This is a genomic window from Mesorhizobium sp. M1E.F.Ca.ET.045.02.1.1, from assembly GCF_003952485.1.
Lineage (GTDB): Bacteria > Pseudomonadota > Alphaproteobacteria > Rhizobiales > Rhizobiaceae > Mesorhizobium.
In genome coordinates this window covers 135,136-149,012 of sequence record NZ_CP034447.1, presented here as the reverse complement: position 1 = coordinate 149,012, position 13,877 = coordinate 135,136, and the positions used below count along the sequence as shown (strand labels likewise).

12 protein-coding genes are annotated in these 13,877 nt (G+C 57.6%); 2 read left to right on the top strand and 10 right to left on the bottom strand.

The features are described 5' to 3' along the window. The first annotated feature begins 664 nt into the window (after positions 1–664). On the top strand, positions 665–877 hold the full coding sequence (locus tag EJ070_RS00675; RefSeq protein WP_008874821.1) for a cold-shock protein: 213 nt from the start codon (positions 665–667) through the stop codon (positions 875–877). 222 nt (positions 878–1,099) lie between these two features. On the opposite strand, the gene EJ070_RS00670 is transcribed toward EJ070_RS00675, so the two are convergent. The 6 genes from EJ070_RS00670 to EJ070_RS36045 all read right to left on the bottom strand — a co-directional run bounded on the left by EJ070_RS00670 (position 1,100) and on the right by EJ070_RS36045 (position 6,570). Next, positions 1,100–1,570, bottom strand: coding sequence for a MucR family transcriptional regulator (locus EJ070_RS00670; protein WP_091595855.1), 471 nt, complete (start codon positions 1,568–1,570; stop codon positions 1,100–1,102). 466 nt (positions 1,571–2,036) lie between these two features. Beyond that, a complete protein-coding gene (locus EJ070_RS00665) occupies positions 2,037–2,570 on the bottom strand; it encodes a tetratricopeptide repeat protein (protein ID WP_101918715.1) in 534 nt (177 codons plus the stop codon). 53 nt (positions 2,571–2,623) lie between these two features. Next, entirely contained in the window at positions 2,624–4,687 is a 2,064-nt protein-coding gene (sctV, locus tag EJ070_RS00660; RefSeq protein ID WP_029354834.1) for a type III secretion system export apparatus subunit SctV, read from the bottom strand. Positions 4,688–4,918: 231 nt separating this feature from the next. Next, the gene (locus tag EJ070_RS00655; RefSeq protein ID WP_029354836.1) at positions 4,919–5,809 is read right to left on the bottom strand and encodes an EscD/YscD/HrpQ family type III secretion system periplasmic domain-containing protein; all 891 of its coding nucleotides are present in this window, start codon (positions 5,807–5,809) and stop codon (positions 4,919–4,921) included. A 116-nt stretch (positions 5,810–5,925) separates the two neighbouring features. Next, entirely contained in the window at positions 5,926–6,168 is a 243-nt protein-coding gene (locus EJ070_RS36735) for a nodulation protein NopA (protein ID WP_224570034.1), read from the bottom strand. 72 nt (positions 6,169–6,240) lie between these two features. Further along, on the bottom strand, positions 6,241–6,570 hold the full coding sequence (locus EJ070_RS36045) for a hypothetical protein (protein WP_091595908.1): 330 nt from the start codon (positions 6,568–6,570) through the stop codon (positions 6,241–6,243). Positions 6,571–7,921: 1,351 nt separating this feature from the next. Between EJ070_RS36045 and EJ070_RS00640 the strand changes: the two genes are divergently transcribed. After that, complete coding sequence (locus tag EJ070_RS00640; protein ID WP_029354840.1) at positions 7,922–10,036, top strand: hypothetical protein; 2,115 nt, start codon at positions 7,922–7,924, stop codon at positions 10,034–10,036. 542 nt (positions 10,037–10,578) lie between these two features. On the opposite strand, the gene EJ070_RS00635 is transcribed toward EJ070_RS00640, so the two are convergent. The 4 genes from EJ070_RS00635 to EJ070_RS00620 form a co-directional block, all read right to left on the bottom strand. Beyond that, positions 10,579–11,382, bottom strand: coding sequence for a hypothetical protein (locus tag EJ070_RS00635; protein WP_024505378.1), 804 nt, complete (start codon positions 11,380–11,382; stop codon positions 10,579–10,581). 356 nt (positions 11,383–11,738) lie between these two features. Further along, a complete protein-coding gene (locus tag EJ070_RS00630) occupies positions 11,739–12,776 on the bottom strand; it encodes an EscU/YscU/HrcU family type III secretion system export apparatus switch protein (RefSeq protein ID WP_029354843.1) in 1,038 nt (345 codons plus the stop codon). Next, positions 12,773–13,591, bottom strand: a complete 819-nt coding sequence (gene sctT, locus EJ070_RS00625) for a type III secretion system export apparatus subunit SctT (protein ID WP_091595845.1) — start codon at positions 13,589–13,591, stop codon at positions 12,773–12,775. The genes EJ070_RS00630 and sctT overlap by 4 nt, the downstream gene beginning before the upstream one ends. 8 nt (positions 13,592–13,599) lie before the next feature. After that, positions 13,600–13,875, bottom strand: a complete 276-nt coding sequence (locus EJ070_RS00620; protein WP_024505375.1) for an EscS/YscS/HrcS family type III secretion system export apparatus protein — start codon at positions 13,873–13,875, stop codon at positions 13,600–13,602. Positions 13,876–13,877 lie beyond the last annotated feature (2 nt).

The following is a 13,877-nucleotide window of genomic DNA, read 5'->3' as shown; positions in this document are numbered from 1 at the left end:
GCACGGGACGCGCGACGACCCATGTGGACCTTGGATTTCACTCCGCACCTACGCTGCTTTGGCCTTGTCAGCAGCCTGGGCGGCATAGCTGAGTCCCGCCCTTGCTCAATCTGCCAAACCATCTCGCTCACAAGCGATCGGGTGGTTTGTGCCGTCTGAACGCGCATTGTCAACTTGCCGACAGTCTGGGGTTCCGAACCCGACAGTTGATTCAAACCGACAATGGCCCGCCTCAGAAGCAGGCAACCGCGCTTCGTAGCAGGCCGAAGCTAATCGAGGTTCGCGGGTCTCGGTTTGAGTGTGCAGTGTCGCTGCGCGCCTGATCTTTCGGTCTGATGACAAAAACATCGTCATTTTGGCCGACGATATCGGTCAGGAGCGGGTATTGCGGTCGAGCAGCGACCCAAGCACGTCCACAAGATGTGCCGAGTTTGCAGGGTTGGGTCATTGTTTCTGTCGACGTTTGAGCGACAGCGCACGACGAAACGTCTGGCATACGCCTCGTCTGGCACGCGCCTCGCATGTGTGGCAGGTGCTGCTGGAGATCAGGCGGTCGAGTGGGCCTTGCAATTTTCCGATTTTGCTGCGCCTAAAGTCTCGTGTACAAATCAGGCTGGCGTGAATGGCCTGCCTAAGTTGCGACTTGTTACAAAGGAATGGATATATGGCGACTGGAACGGTGAAGTGGTTCAACAGCACCAAGGGTTTTGGTTTTATTCAGCCCGACAACGGCGGTCAGGATGTCTTTGTCCACATTTCCGCTGTTGAACGAGCGGGCCTGTCGACCCTTAATGAGGGCCAGAAGATAAACTACGAGGTCGAACAGGATCGCCGCACCGGCAAGTCCTCTGCAGGCAGCCTCAGCAAGGCTGGCTAACGCGTGCGGCAAGGATGCGGCATACTCCGAACGCATTGACCGGCTCGAAACCCGGCCGGAGCATGCAACCAGGTAATGCCGCGGCAGCGATTGCTGGAGCCGTCGCGAATTCCTCTGGAATGAGGCTCTTGGACGGGAAAGGCGGGGCTCGTCCCCGCCTTTTGATTCCGCGCAGATTGGGCCTACGGCTGCCGCGCGTCCCGAACGACTGTTGATACGGATTTAGGCTGCGACCTTTTTGCGGGTCCGTTTCGCCGGCGCCGGCACCGGGGCTTCCGGCTCTTTCGGTTTGCGGCCGAGTCCGATGGTCTTGGCCAAGGCGGAGCGCGTAGCGGCGTAATTCGGCGCCACCATCGGATAATCCGACGGCAGACCCCATTTGGCGCGATATTCGTCCGGGGTCAGACCATAGTGCGTCGACAGATGGCGCTTTAGCGATTTGAATTTCTTGCCGTCTTCAAGGCTAATGATGTAGTCCGGTTCGATCGACTTTTTGATCGGGACAGCAGGTTTTTTCACAGGCACAGGCTCTTCTGCCGGTATTAGTCCGGCCGTGCCTTTTAGAGCCCCGTGCACTTGGGCGATCAGGGCAGGAAGCTCCCCCGCCGGGACGGGGTTGTTGGAGACGTAGGCTGATACAACCTCGGCAGTGAGCTCGATGAGGATGTCGGTGTTGTGGGCTTCTTCTGTCATAAACTTCTCCGGGCAGCTTGAAACACAGTCGGGCGAAGTGTCGCTACATAGTGGCGGTTGACGCTGAAAGCAAATGGATCGACGGGTGCGCTGCTCCCCACCATTGAAGTCTCGGGGAAGTATCCCGTCATCGTCCATCGGCCTAGAGGCAGCGTATTGCATTATGGGAGCGGTCGCGCCTGCCCCAAGTTAGAGGCAGGCATTCGCGCGTGAATTAATCAAATCCATCCTGAGCGTATCTCGCGTGGCAACCACGAAGGCGCTCTGGCAACGAAGCGAGGCGGATGGCCTTGCGGGTGGCCGAGAGATGTCATCCGGCTCTCCTGCCGACCTCTGCCGGCCAGATCTGGAGCAACAGCTTTGCGCAGATATGGCTCTCTTCAGAGGCCATCTATGATGGGAGCCGAGCGCGTCTCGAGCCGGGGAATAGGCTGCACATGCGCTGTGCCCACCTATTGCGATCGTGCTAACCTTGGCTGTTCGGACTTGCCGTTAAGGCAAGCGACAGATTGAAGTTATGCTGCACCATCTGATTCCCTGGCTCGGTTTCGAGAGCTCGCCGATACAGGGCCTGTGCCGCGTCATGCCGCCCCTCAATGTCCAAGATCACGCCCTTCGCATTCAATGCACGTACGTTTGCTGGGGCTGCAACCAAGACGCTGTCGAGCACCTCAACCGCTTCGTGCGGGCGCTTCTGGGCCACCAAGGCTTTTGTAAGCCGTATCGCCGCATCAACATTGTCCGGGTGCTGCTTCACCTCATCCCGCAAAGCCCGCTCTTGAACATCCTGACCAACTTCGCGCAAAATGCGTTCGCGCATAGCCGGATCGATTTGATCGGCGCTGAGCAACTCTGGGGAAGATGTCTCCTGCACGGAAAGAGCGGGCTTTTGCCAGCTGGCGCAACCGCCCAAAGGCAGAATGGCGAGTACGGCAAAAAGAAGTGAGCTCCGGCGCAGAAACATAGGCGATGGAGAAACTGTATTTCTAACAAATTTCATATTATCTCTCGGTTATCAGGGAGGCGGGTCGCGTTCAGTTAGGAAAGGTGGAACTACTCTAACAATCCGCTGTTCGATCCGTGCGGGAGTTTGACGGATCCTGCCGGGCGAATTGTAAAGTCGGAGGCGAGGTCTTGATAAGACAGCACGGCGAGATCGATCCCGTTTCGCGTCAGAAAGCCGCGGACGAAACGTCGGACATCCATTGACGTCAACAGAATAGGGCGGGTTTGACCCGGTTCTGTGTTCGAAAGGACCTGACGTATCTGTGATAGCATCGCTTCGCTTTGCCGATCCTCCAGTGCGAGATAGGGGCCTGCATCCGAATCTCGAACCGCGCCACGCATCACATCCTCGCTCTCGCGTTCGACGACCAGGGCGGACACGATGCCCTCGGTGTTGGCATAGCGGTGGCAGATCTGTCGCTTCAAACCAGAACGGACATATTCCGTCAGCAGGGCAACGTTTTGCTCACGCTCGCTCCATTCGGCCAATGCCTCCAACACGAGACGGGTGTGGCGGATTGGGATACCTTCCTCCAGGAGGCGGCGCAGAACATCGGCAATCCGAGGAATCGGCGTCGTGCGCAGCACCTCTTTCACAAGATCAGAATATTCCTGCTCCATTCGGCCCAGGAAATGTCGGGTCTCTTGGATGCCCACCAATCGCGGTGCGTAGCGGGTCAACGTTGCATGGACGCGCAAGGCGAGGAGTTCGCCGGGAGCCCAATGCTCCGTGCCGGCGCCCGTAAGGGCCTGTGCAGGGGTATGTTCGACCGGGAGTCTGTCCGTTTTCGGCTCACGCCTAAGGGGGATACCGCTCGAGTCGACGTGCGCTACATCGGCTCGGAGCGTCATCTGGCTTGGATCTATCGCGTCCTGTTCGACTGGCACGCCCTCGACATCTATCCGGAATTGCGATGTAGGCAGCTGCTCGTCAACCAAGACAGGGATGCGGGGAACGATAATGCCCAGATCGGCTGTGACCAGGAGCGAAACGCGCCCAATATGTTTTTGCAATTCGGCTTGATCGATCGCCTGCATAAGATTTGGCGCTAAAAAAAATGCGATCGGGAATTCCTTCGCAGGCGCGGCTTGCTTAGGCTCCGCTGCAGTTCCATCTTTCGCATCGGCAGTGCCGGCGCCCAGCACATCAGCCTTGACAATGCTTACCGCAGCGAACACTGCGGCCAGCATCAGAAAGACGGGGAGGGGAAACCCAGGAACGAACCCCATCACGACCAGGACGCCGGCCGCCAGCCGCAAGGCTCGAGTACTGGCCGTGAGCTGACTGACCATTTCGGTACCGAGGTTGATCCTCGCCGTCCCAGTCACACGGGTGACGATGGTCGCCGCAGTAATGGAGAGCAGAAGGGCCGGAATCTGCGATATCAATGCATCGCCTATCGTCAGCAGAGTATAGTGATGCAGCACCTCGCCGAAGGACATGCCCTTGGAGAGCAGACCGATCGAAATTCCACCCAGCATGTTGATGCAGATAACCACCAGCCCGGCGATGGAATCGCCCTTCACAAATTTCATCGCGCCGTCCATCGCGCCATATAGTTGGCTTTCCTTCTCCAATTCGGCGCGCCGCCGGCGGGATTCGTTGGCATCGATGTGGCCGTTGCGTAGCTCTGCGTCGACCGCCATTTGCTTGCCCGGCAGAGCATCCAGCGTGAAACGCGCCGCCACTTCTGCCACCCGTTCGGCACCCTTCGCGAGGACCATGAATTGCACCATGGTGACGACCAGAAATATGACGAAACCCACCACGATATTGCCTGAGATGACGAAATCGCCAAAGGTATGAATAATGCTGCCGGCCTCCCCCTCGGCCAGGATCAGTCGCGTCGTTGCGACCGTCAGCGCGAGACGGAATACAGTGGAAATCAAAATAACGCCGGGCAAAGAGGAAAAATCAAGTGGAGTACTGACATACAGGGCAACCATCATCAGCAGTATGGCCAACCCCATATTGAATCCTATCAGTGCGTCGACCACCACGACCGGGATAGGCATGACCATCATCGCGACAGCCAGAAGCAGCATCAACGCAACCATTAAATCCGGGCTGGCCGGCGCACGCTTGATGAAGTCACGCAGGACGTTGGCCATCGAGACACCTTTGCAATCGGTTGAGACTTACTCTGCTGTTACGCCCTGAAACGTAGCTTTCGAACTCCGAAGGCGCCTCGGCCTTGGCCAGCGCGTGACCCTGCATGAGAGCCACAAACAGGCGCGAAATGGCTGGGCAGCAAATGTTTCCACGCAGCCAGCTTGTCAGCACCGAGCGCCACAGGATGTTTGGCTGGCCATAGAGTGCTGCTTGATGGGGCCTGCGAGCTTTCAATATGGGAGAGCAGCAATGCGGCCATTCCTGCTCAGCAGCACACGGCTGTCCTCAATACGATCGACTACCCATCCATCAGCTAAAATGGCCCCGACAAAATACTTCTCGCTGTCGATGACAAGATACGGTTGGGCCCCATGCCACACAGCTTCGACCGCGATTGCGGATGGCGCCTTCTCCTCTTTGATGAGCACTCCGTTCACCAGTGTTAGAGTACCCTTGGTGCGACGATCGAACGATTGCTGAAGCTTCTGCCAGCTGATGACCGATTCAGACGTGACGGTGCCCTCGGCGGTCACAACACCCTTTGCGGAGCCAATCTTGACGTCGAGAAGACCCGCTCGATCGACTTCCTCCTGCAGCTCTTTGGCCGCTGCCCCCGTAAGTTCATTGTCAGCGCGGTGACTGATCGTTCTGGACGCGACTTCAGCCCGAAGTGAATTGGGGCTCGATCCACTTGCATTGCCAAGATAGGAGAACATGCCCGAAAGCGCGCCGATCCCGAGTGAGCTGATTATGACCATGGCGAGCACACCGATCGGTAGGCGCGGTATGCCGGTCGAACCAGGCGGCTCTGCATCCTGCACGGACCAAGCAATGGACATCTCGCCTACGAGCAGGACGGCAGGAAGGGGCACAACAACGGACTGGCCTGCGGCGATATTCCGGTTGCCCTCGATACTGAGTCCGGGTGCAAGCGCCTCGAGTTCGATCGACTTGCCAAGAAGAGTTACACGAAGATGATGCGGTGCCAGTCCTTGCTCGACAAAGACCAAATCGGCATCGAAGCCGCTGCCGATTAAACACGTTTGAAGATCCGTCTTGCCGGTCAGTCCGCAATAGAGCCCCGAAAGCACTTCGAAACGGAGGGAAACGGCGTCATCCACAGAGCATCTCTCAAACAGGATAGAAGCCGCACGGCAATTGCCATGCGGCTCATTTCGGGACTACGTCGCGTCAATAAGGAGACGCGCTAGGGGCAGTCTAAAAGCCGCTTCCGACATTACGAAACGCGTTCGTCGGCGGCCTTCTTGATGGTCTGGAGATTGGTCGTTAGAGTGCGCAACTGGACACTCCTTTTCGTCGCCTCCAAGCTAACATTGGTTAGTTCTTGCACTTGCGCCTGAAAAGCAGTAGCATCAGCTCCGCTTGTATTGCCGGGAGTGCCACTGTTAGTTTTATCGGTATTGCCGGCGCTACTGGTATTGGTATTGCCTGATTTCTTATTATTATCAACTGCAGCCATGGTCATTCCTTTTTCTGTTGGAGTTGTGCCGTCAATAACGGCCTGTATGACCTCACGCCGGATTTTCCCGCGTCAGGCATCTTCTGTGTCATCCAAAGCTTCATCGGCCTCAGCCATCGCATCGTTCGCGAATTGGAACGCGAACGATCGCAGGATACTTTGGAAGGCTTCACTTTGTGCTGCAGACTGTGAGTTGTCTTGAAGTTGATCATTTGAAACGGTCCGGTTATCCGCCCGATCGTTCCCGCCAGCTGGCTTGCCATCATTCCCACCAGCTGGCTTGCCATCATTGCCACCAGCCGGCTTGCCATCACCAGAATGCTCGGATTTCGAATCCCCATGGCCCTTTCGGATCAAGGAAGTCCCGAGGTTGCCAACTCCACTCCCAATTGCTGCTATCATCAGGTACTCCGGCATTTGCCATTGGCGGCGACGTGTTAAAGGTTAACCTCGATCAAGCTAAGGGCGGGAGCTTTCGAGAACCTGACGGCTTTTGACAAAAACCGGCCAGCGCAAAAACGTATGCTCTGCAGGATGTTGCTCTCGCATCGAAAAGTCGACCACGATCTCGGCTGTTCGGCCAATCCCGCCGTCCACGCATGCCGCGACCGAATGGCAGCCGCAGCAGCTCGTTTGCATCCTCGATGCTGTGGTGTCGAACAGGAGACACGGTCCACGTGCTGCATGACCGCAATGACCGTATTCTTGCTGGCTCCACGGGCGCACGCAACGAGCAGGAACTCGGTCTTTGCATCACCATTCTCTCGCCTGCACATCACGGCCCGGCGCGGTGAGCTCATTGGCTTCGAGAAGGTCGGCGACCGTACGAACATGGGATGGTCTGCCGGCTTTGGGAGGCCGGTGCGGATCCTCTTCTCACCATATCGAAAGCTTGAAGCGGTCGGATTTTCTTGCCCTGTTCGTGAGAACTCCCATCGTCAGCTAATCGTCAGCCAAGCGGTCTATCTAGGCCGGCCGTGCCTGACCTTCGGATCCAAAGGTCCCGTCTCGACACTTTTTGTAACTATAGATCGAAATGGTTTCCCGCGCGATACGCAACGCACACGCTTCTCTGAAGCAAATGTGTGACTTTGTCGGTGGCGAACGAGAGGAGTGACGCCTCAATAAAATCGTCAGGCACGTGTCTAGGAAGGGGAGCTAGCCGAGTTGGTCTGATTTCATTCGCTGTTCCTGGAAATCGGCGGACTGAAGCGCTGATAATCTCAGGACATCGATGGCAACGTTGCGAAAGTCCTGTGAGCTCGGGCCAATCTTGGCCTGCTACTGAGAAGCACTTTGGCGGGAACATTACGCCGTCGCGGGTCTGGCTGACCGTGACGTTAACCGAAAGATGCCGCTGGTCTCGTCAGCCGCCAGCACAATAGCAGCACATTCTCGCCTACTACGGAGACGCAATATGAAGGGCATTGGCCGACCACGGAAATCGCAGGCTGAAACTGGAGCCAGCCGCGCGGGGCGGGCGAGCAGTTCCCTTTCGCAATCAAGTCTTGCTGCGGGAGAAGGTGGACAGTCATTCGATTCCGTTGTGGAGCAGATGCGCTCTGGGGACGCCGATAGGAGGCCCTCCTCCCTTCCAGTTGCGCGCGGTCCAGGCGATGCCCGCGAAAGTCTGCCAGGCGCCTCGATTGGCGAAGATCAAATCCTGAACGCACCGCCACGTGGAGCCGCTGCGCCACCACGCGGAACCGTAGCGCCACGTGGCGCAGCCGCAAGGCGGCGCGGTTCTCCCTCCATGTCTGAGGGCGAAGCCATGGCGCCGGTCGGTAGCCAACTATCAACCGCGCAGGTGGAAGGCACCAGCTCATCGTCAAATGAAGATATCAGTCCGACACAGCTCAGAATGAACAGTCTTGTTCAACAACTGACTGATTGCGAGGCTGCGGCCAGGAAAACCGACGTCCCCGAGGAGGCGGTGGAGCTGATCAGTCGGGTCGTCGATGCAGCCTCAGCAATTCTGGAGTACCGCGCTAGCCTGCCTGCGGCTGAGGCGCAGACAATTATGCCAGACGACAAGGTGCGTAGATGTTGCCAGATCGTGTGCGACGCCGCGAATGAAGTAGACAAACTTGGCCTGTCGACGATCACGAAATTGGACAAAAAGACCAAGAAAGCGGCAGGTATGGTCGATAAACTCTACTCCTACTCCCAGGCGGACCGGCAGGAGCTGTTGATTTTAAATGTGGAGAACCACCATACGGCGGCAATTAAGTGGTGGGAAAAAAAGGCATGGCGCTCCGAACGGCAGCGATCCGCCTGCGCTGCCACCGCTAGCCTATCCAGTGGAACGCCCGTGATGCGGGAAGCCGAGCGGTGCGCACTGCGGCTGCGTGCCGGCTCGGTACTGAGTGTCAGGATCTGGCTGGTCCGTGAGCGGATCGGTCTTGCGCGGGCCAAGATTGAACTGCGGGCGAGCAGGTTCGAGCCAGATTTGAAGGAACTCCTCGTCGGTCGAAATGGAGTGGTGCAGCTGATGGCAAGCGCCGTTCAAGAAGCTCTTCGCGCCCTCTCTTTGGCGAAGGGCATAATGGATGATGGCAAAGCACTCAACGCTCATGATTGCGCGGTTGTAGAAAAAATCATGGAGCGGCTTTCGGATTTTGGATTGGCGTTGCACGAGGTGCATACCAAGCTAAGCCATACCTACCCAGATGCCGGCCTCCCATTGAAACTGTTCGAACGGATCGTGGACGATGCATGGATCACTGCGCACGATGCCATGCACTTGTTGAACCTGCAGTCTCCGCCGTCAGCCATCATGGCGCCACAGGCCCAGGCGGGCGCTGCGATGCCGGCCAGGGCAGGCGCTGCGATACCGGCTGACACTGCTGGTACGGCTGCAGTGTCAGAAGGCACTACAGCGCGAAGGAAAGGGAAGTCAAAGCATAAGTCGGCAGCTCGCGCCGGGACTTCTGCCGCCGGGCAGCCATCAACACCAGTCGCTGCGAACGCCGGCACAGTGCCAGCAGCCAAGGTTCTCGCGCGCTCGGATCAAGTTGCGAGTACACAGGTGAGAGCGCAAGAGGTGGCTGCGAGTTCGTCGGGGGCAGGCTCGACAATCGGGGGCGCCGCGTTGTCAATGGAGGTATTGACGGAGCGGCTCAAACGATTGGACGAACTTTTGCAGTTCGATCTGGCCGGTCAGCAAAGCGTCGTCTCCCAAGTGCGCCAGATGAAGCCTGAGGAGGCCGGTAAGGTCGTGGACGATGTGGCCCAGTACCTGCGAGCCCAGGCCATTGAGATGCAAACCTGTCTCGCCGGGTTGCAGGGGCGTAATGTACGCCTGCTACTCACCTCCACCCAGCTACCCAAAGTGCACGAACGCACAGACCAGCTCAAAGGGTTGCTGAACATGGTGCTGGGACAGGCCAACGCATTGAATGAAGGAAAAGCCGGCATTACGACTGATTGCATGAAGACCTACGCATTTCCGGCGCAAAAATACCTGGAACATTTGTGCAATGCCGACGAATTGATGCCGCCGGAGGCACCGGTCGCGCTGCGTGGCGAGCCAGGAAAGCTGTTTGAGATGAAGCTGCAGCCCAAGATGCTGGTCAATGGTGCGATGCCGAGCCCGATGTGGGTGCACATCCACACGAGTCGCCCCGTCATGGCCAGAAACTTGGAAGGGCTGGCTGATTCCGAATTCACCGCTTGCCACGTTAAATCCAACGAACAGCGCGGCTACAATCGAGAGCGAGAGGAAGCCGATGCTAGGTCCGGTCGCGAGAAGGTCATAATTCATCGCGGCAAACTCACCCCCGCTTTCTGTAAGTCCTTGTTGACCTCGGGGCTTGGCCGCCAACCACGCCATTCGCGTGCCGAGCTCCCGTCGGCGCAGGCTGCATGACAGGGCACGTACTTTGGGGTCTAGGGCAGAATGCGGCCGGCCACGCTGTGAGTCAGCGAGCATTTCTCCTGGCCAAACCGCGAATGCCGCTGCGCGAGTCGCGGTCCGGCGATTGGAGTCGATCGGCTACCGTCAGGGCCGATTTGCGATGTCGCGTTACCTGCTGTTGACGTGGCGGCGTATCTTGCCTCCCATCCAACTTATCGCCGAGATCGCGCCGCCAAGATCGAGGCGGAAGGTCTTCCTGCGAGCGCGGAGCAGGCATAGCCGATCCGATCGGGATCGGCGCATCGCAACGACCCAACGGTGTGGTGGAGAAAATTGGATTCGGGAGAGCTCGTATCCAAGAGGCGGAGTTCCGGCCCGAATACAATCCGCTCGCAAGCACCCACGATGCGCATCCGCAGTTTATTGTCTGGGAGATGGGCTGGATCGCTCGGCGGCGCTGGCGCTAAGGCGGGGCTGTCGCCGGACAATTAGCATTCACTGCCAACAGCCTTGCAACCGTCACCAGTTGCAAGGCTCGGCGGCGGGTCGACAAATCACATGAAATCGTCGTCAGACCCGCTATCGCTGCTGTCGCTGTCCTCGGTTTTGTGGAGATAGAGTGGAGGTTTGCCTGCACGCTGCCACTCACCGGCACTGTTCTTCGTCCATTTGTCGGGATGCTGCGTAGGGTCAAGCACCAGGTCGCCATGATCCACTTCAACAAACCCCATCGTCTGCGCGCGCGCTTGTGCTTCCGGATTAGCCGCACGCCAATTCAGCAACGGTCGGTCGCCGTCTATCCGAAGTTGATGCTCCAGCAGAATATCGCCCGCATTTTCGACGAGCGGATGGGCGACTTGAAGATCCACTATGGAAGTGACCTCAGTTCGACCAGGAAATTGTTCCCGCCAACTTTCCGATTCGAACTCGTTCATGCTGAATCCGCCTTCCATTCTCAGCAGTCCGGCACTCCGGTCTCCCAATTGGTAACTGAAATATCGCGCGTGCTCCGTATCTCGACGGATGCCATATTGCTGAGCAACGTCCGCGGTGCGCCTGGCTCGTGACGATACGAACTCCGAATACTCTTGAGGATTGTCGGCGATGTGCGTGATTTCATCACCATGAAATTGCCTCACCTGTCTCCTGAAGGAAGTCCTGTTGATCTCCACCACAGGAGGTCGGGAATTGAGGGAGTATGCTTGGGGAGCCGCCGATGATGAGGCGCCGCTACCTTCCGATCCGGATAAGTGCATTCGGGCAAATGTGTCCGCGAACCCTTCGCTTCCTGCATCCGATTGCTCGCCGGCATTATGCGCGCGGTAACTATCGGATGAGCCACCAATTCGACCATACATGACGATTCGTACTCCTATGTTTCGCAACCGAGCTCAAGTTAGCACGGCTGTTCAACATAGGTCGCTTAGTTGACGACTAGCTGACGAGGGCATTCCAACGGCTGCACGAATCAAATCCGCACTGCCGGCCTCAAAACCTCGGACTGCGCCACGCACCGGCCAGCAGAGGCTGAAAGGTCATGCCCGGAGGACTTGCCGTAGTTGCTGGGTGGCAGATCCGAGGGGAGTGATTGCCCCAGGCCCGCGGTTGCGCGGTTGGCCTGACAGAGACACTTGGGCACGGATGGCCAGCCGACATTTGCCACTAGCATGGAACCAGGTCAGTTTTGAACTGGGCAGTCGTGGACTTCCAATGACTAGGCCAAGCCTGCGGCAAAGAATGCTTTCGCGACAGGCTGGAAATATTGCATAGGAACCGCGTGGCCGAGTTTTGTAGTGCTTATCAGCTGACGCGCTAAGACATGGTCATGGACGATCGTCAGGCGTAGTGCCCGCGCCTCACTCAACACATGTGAAACGCGCTCACCTTCGGCACGGCAAACTAAGAACGGCACCCCGGTTTCACCGCGAACGTAACGCAGACCGATCAGGACCGCCCTTCCTGTTAAGACCAGCGTGGCGCGATGCACGCCAAGCGCAGGCTCGTCGGCCGCCTCCTCGCGGATGCGACGCTGTTCACCTTTCAACTCTGGCGCTCCTTGCTGATCCTTCGACTCGCGCGTCACTTCGGTATTGGTCATGCGCATTTCGCGCAGATACAACGCGCGCTGGAGCAGGAGATCGATCAGTCCGCCGACCAGCAGTGCGCCGGCGCCAATTCCCATCAGCAATTTTGTCTCCATAAAGATGAGGCCAACACAGCCCATGCCGCAGATCGGCAGAGGGACCATTGTCTTCCACATCCCGAGAAGGACAATGGAAAAGGTTGCGCTGAGAACCAATACCTTGAACATGGTCTTGCAGACTTCGACCATGGAACGAGCAGACCCCAAGCGCTTCAGCCCTTCAAAGGGGTCAATTTTCTTAAAGCTGAGCTTCATCGGCTCCAGAGAGAAGACAAATCCACCATTGGCTAGCAGGCTGGCCAAAATCACCGCGGCGACGAGGGTTCCAAGCAGCGGGCCAACAGCCGCGACGGTGAGTTGGACGAGCACAACCAATGCCTGCGGCACCGCGGTATCGAAAGGTAGGCTCTGCAACTTGGTGGCTAATAGGAGCGCTTCCCGGCATTTGTCCTCGATCACGCTGCCTCTTAGCCAAAGGTAGCCGAGCCCAGCGCAAGTCCCGACCGCGCGGACGAAATCGGAGCTACGTGGCAGCTGTCCTTTTTTGCGCGCTTCACTTAACTTCTTCGGGCTGGCGGCGTGTGTCTTCTCTTCACTTGTGTCGCTCATGGCAGCAATTTGTCGAACCACTCCAGCGCGCCGTTGGCTTGTGTGACCTCCAGTTTCATGCTCTCCACCAGATAGGCAGCGTAGGTGACCATGAGAACTGGAAAGACAATGTTCTTGATTGCCGGAGACAGTTGGCTCGCCTTAAATTGCGGGGCAAAGCGACGCAGCAGCATCATCGATATATCAATCAGTATCAGGAAGAACACGACAGGCCCCGATACCAATAATGCCGTGCGCATTATGCGGTCGAGAAGCCCCAACAACTCCATTGCTCCTGGCCCGCTCAGTGTCGGGTGAAACTGATACACCGGCCAGATCAAGTAGCTGCGGTACAGGACACTGATCAAAGTTTCCAGGCCTCCTGATCCGACGAATATGGCAATCGCAGTGATCCCCAGAAAAACGCCCATCGCGGAAGCCTGACTGTTCGTCGCGGGATCGGCCGAAGCGGTCGGGCTGCTGATGCCGCGTTGGTTGTCGATAAGCTCCCCGGCAGCCTGAAGGCCCCAAAGCGGAATGCCAAGAAAAGTGCCAAGGAGTACACCGACAAAAACTTCCTTGAATCCGAGCAGGGTTAGCTGGATCAGGCGTGTATCAGAATCCAGCGCCGGCAATCCGCCGCTGACGTGTGCCAGGCATGGTAGTGCGAAGCCAACAGCCAAACAGCCCCGGATCAGCCCACTGATCTGCGAGCGTGTGAATACGGGAAAGATCAGCATGATGCCCATCGCGCGGGCTGCCCCAAGACCTGCCGCAACGACGAGTTCGAGAGCCGTCTGGATCAGAATTTGAATATCGGCCGATGGCGCGTCCATGGGGCGGACTAGTAGCTAAGTGTCATTGCGGGAAACTCGGTGAAGATCTGATCGGCTAGCTCTATGAGCGGGGCGCTTAGCACAGGAGCAAACAGCCCAATCACCGCGACAACGACCAGAAGCTTCACGGTGAGCGGCAAGCTTTCATCCTGGATCTGCGTCGCCGCCTGGAGGATGCCGATGACGAGGCCGACAACCACTGATGCAATGAGCGGCGGTAGAATCCAGATCATGAAAACCACCAGTGATTGGCTCATAAGAGTAATGATGCTGGATTCAGTGATGA

Coding starts and splice junctions, on each gene's coding strand:
- EJ070_RS00675 (WP_008874821.1), top strand. CDS start 665: ATGGCGACTGGAACGGTGAAGTGGTTCAACAGCACCAAGGGTTTTGGT.
- EJ070_RS00670 (WP_091595855.1), bottom strand. CDS start 1,570: ATGACAGAAGAAGCCCACAACACCGACATCCTCATCGAGCTCACTGCC.
- EJ070_RS00665 (WP_101918715.1), bottom strand. CDS start 2,570: ATGAAATTTGTTAGAAATACAGTTTCTCCATCGCCTATGTTTCTGCGC.
- sctV (WP_029354834.1), bottom strand. CDS start 4,687: ATGGCCAACGTCCTGCGTGACTTCATCAAGCGTGCGCCGGCCAGCCCG.
- EJ070_RS36735 (WP_224570034.1), bottom strand. CDS start 6,168: ATGGCTGCAGTTGATAATAATAAGAAATCAGGCAATACCAATACCAGT.
- EJ070_RS36045 (WP_091595908.1), bottom strand. CDS start 6,570: ATGATAGCAGCAATTGGGAGTGGAGTTGGCAACCTCGGGACTTCCTTG.
- EJ070_RS00640 (WP_029354840.1), top strand. CDS start 7,922: ATGTCTGAGGGCGAAGCCATGGCGCCGGTCGGTAGCCAACTATCAACC.
- EJ070_RS00635 (WP_024505378.1), bottom strand. CDS start 11,382: ATGTATGGTCGAATTGGTGGCTCATCCGATAGTTACCGCGCGCATAAT.
- EJ070_RS00630 (WP_029354843.1), bottom strand. CDS start 12,776: ATGAGCGACACAAGTGAAGAGAAGACACACGCCGCCAGCCCGAAGAAG.
- sctT (WP_091595845.1), bottom strand. CDS start 13,591: ATGGACGCGCCATCGGCCGATATTCAAATTCTGATCCAGACGGCTCTC.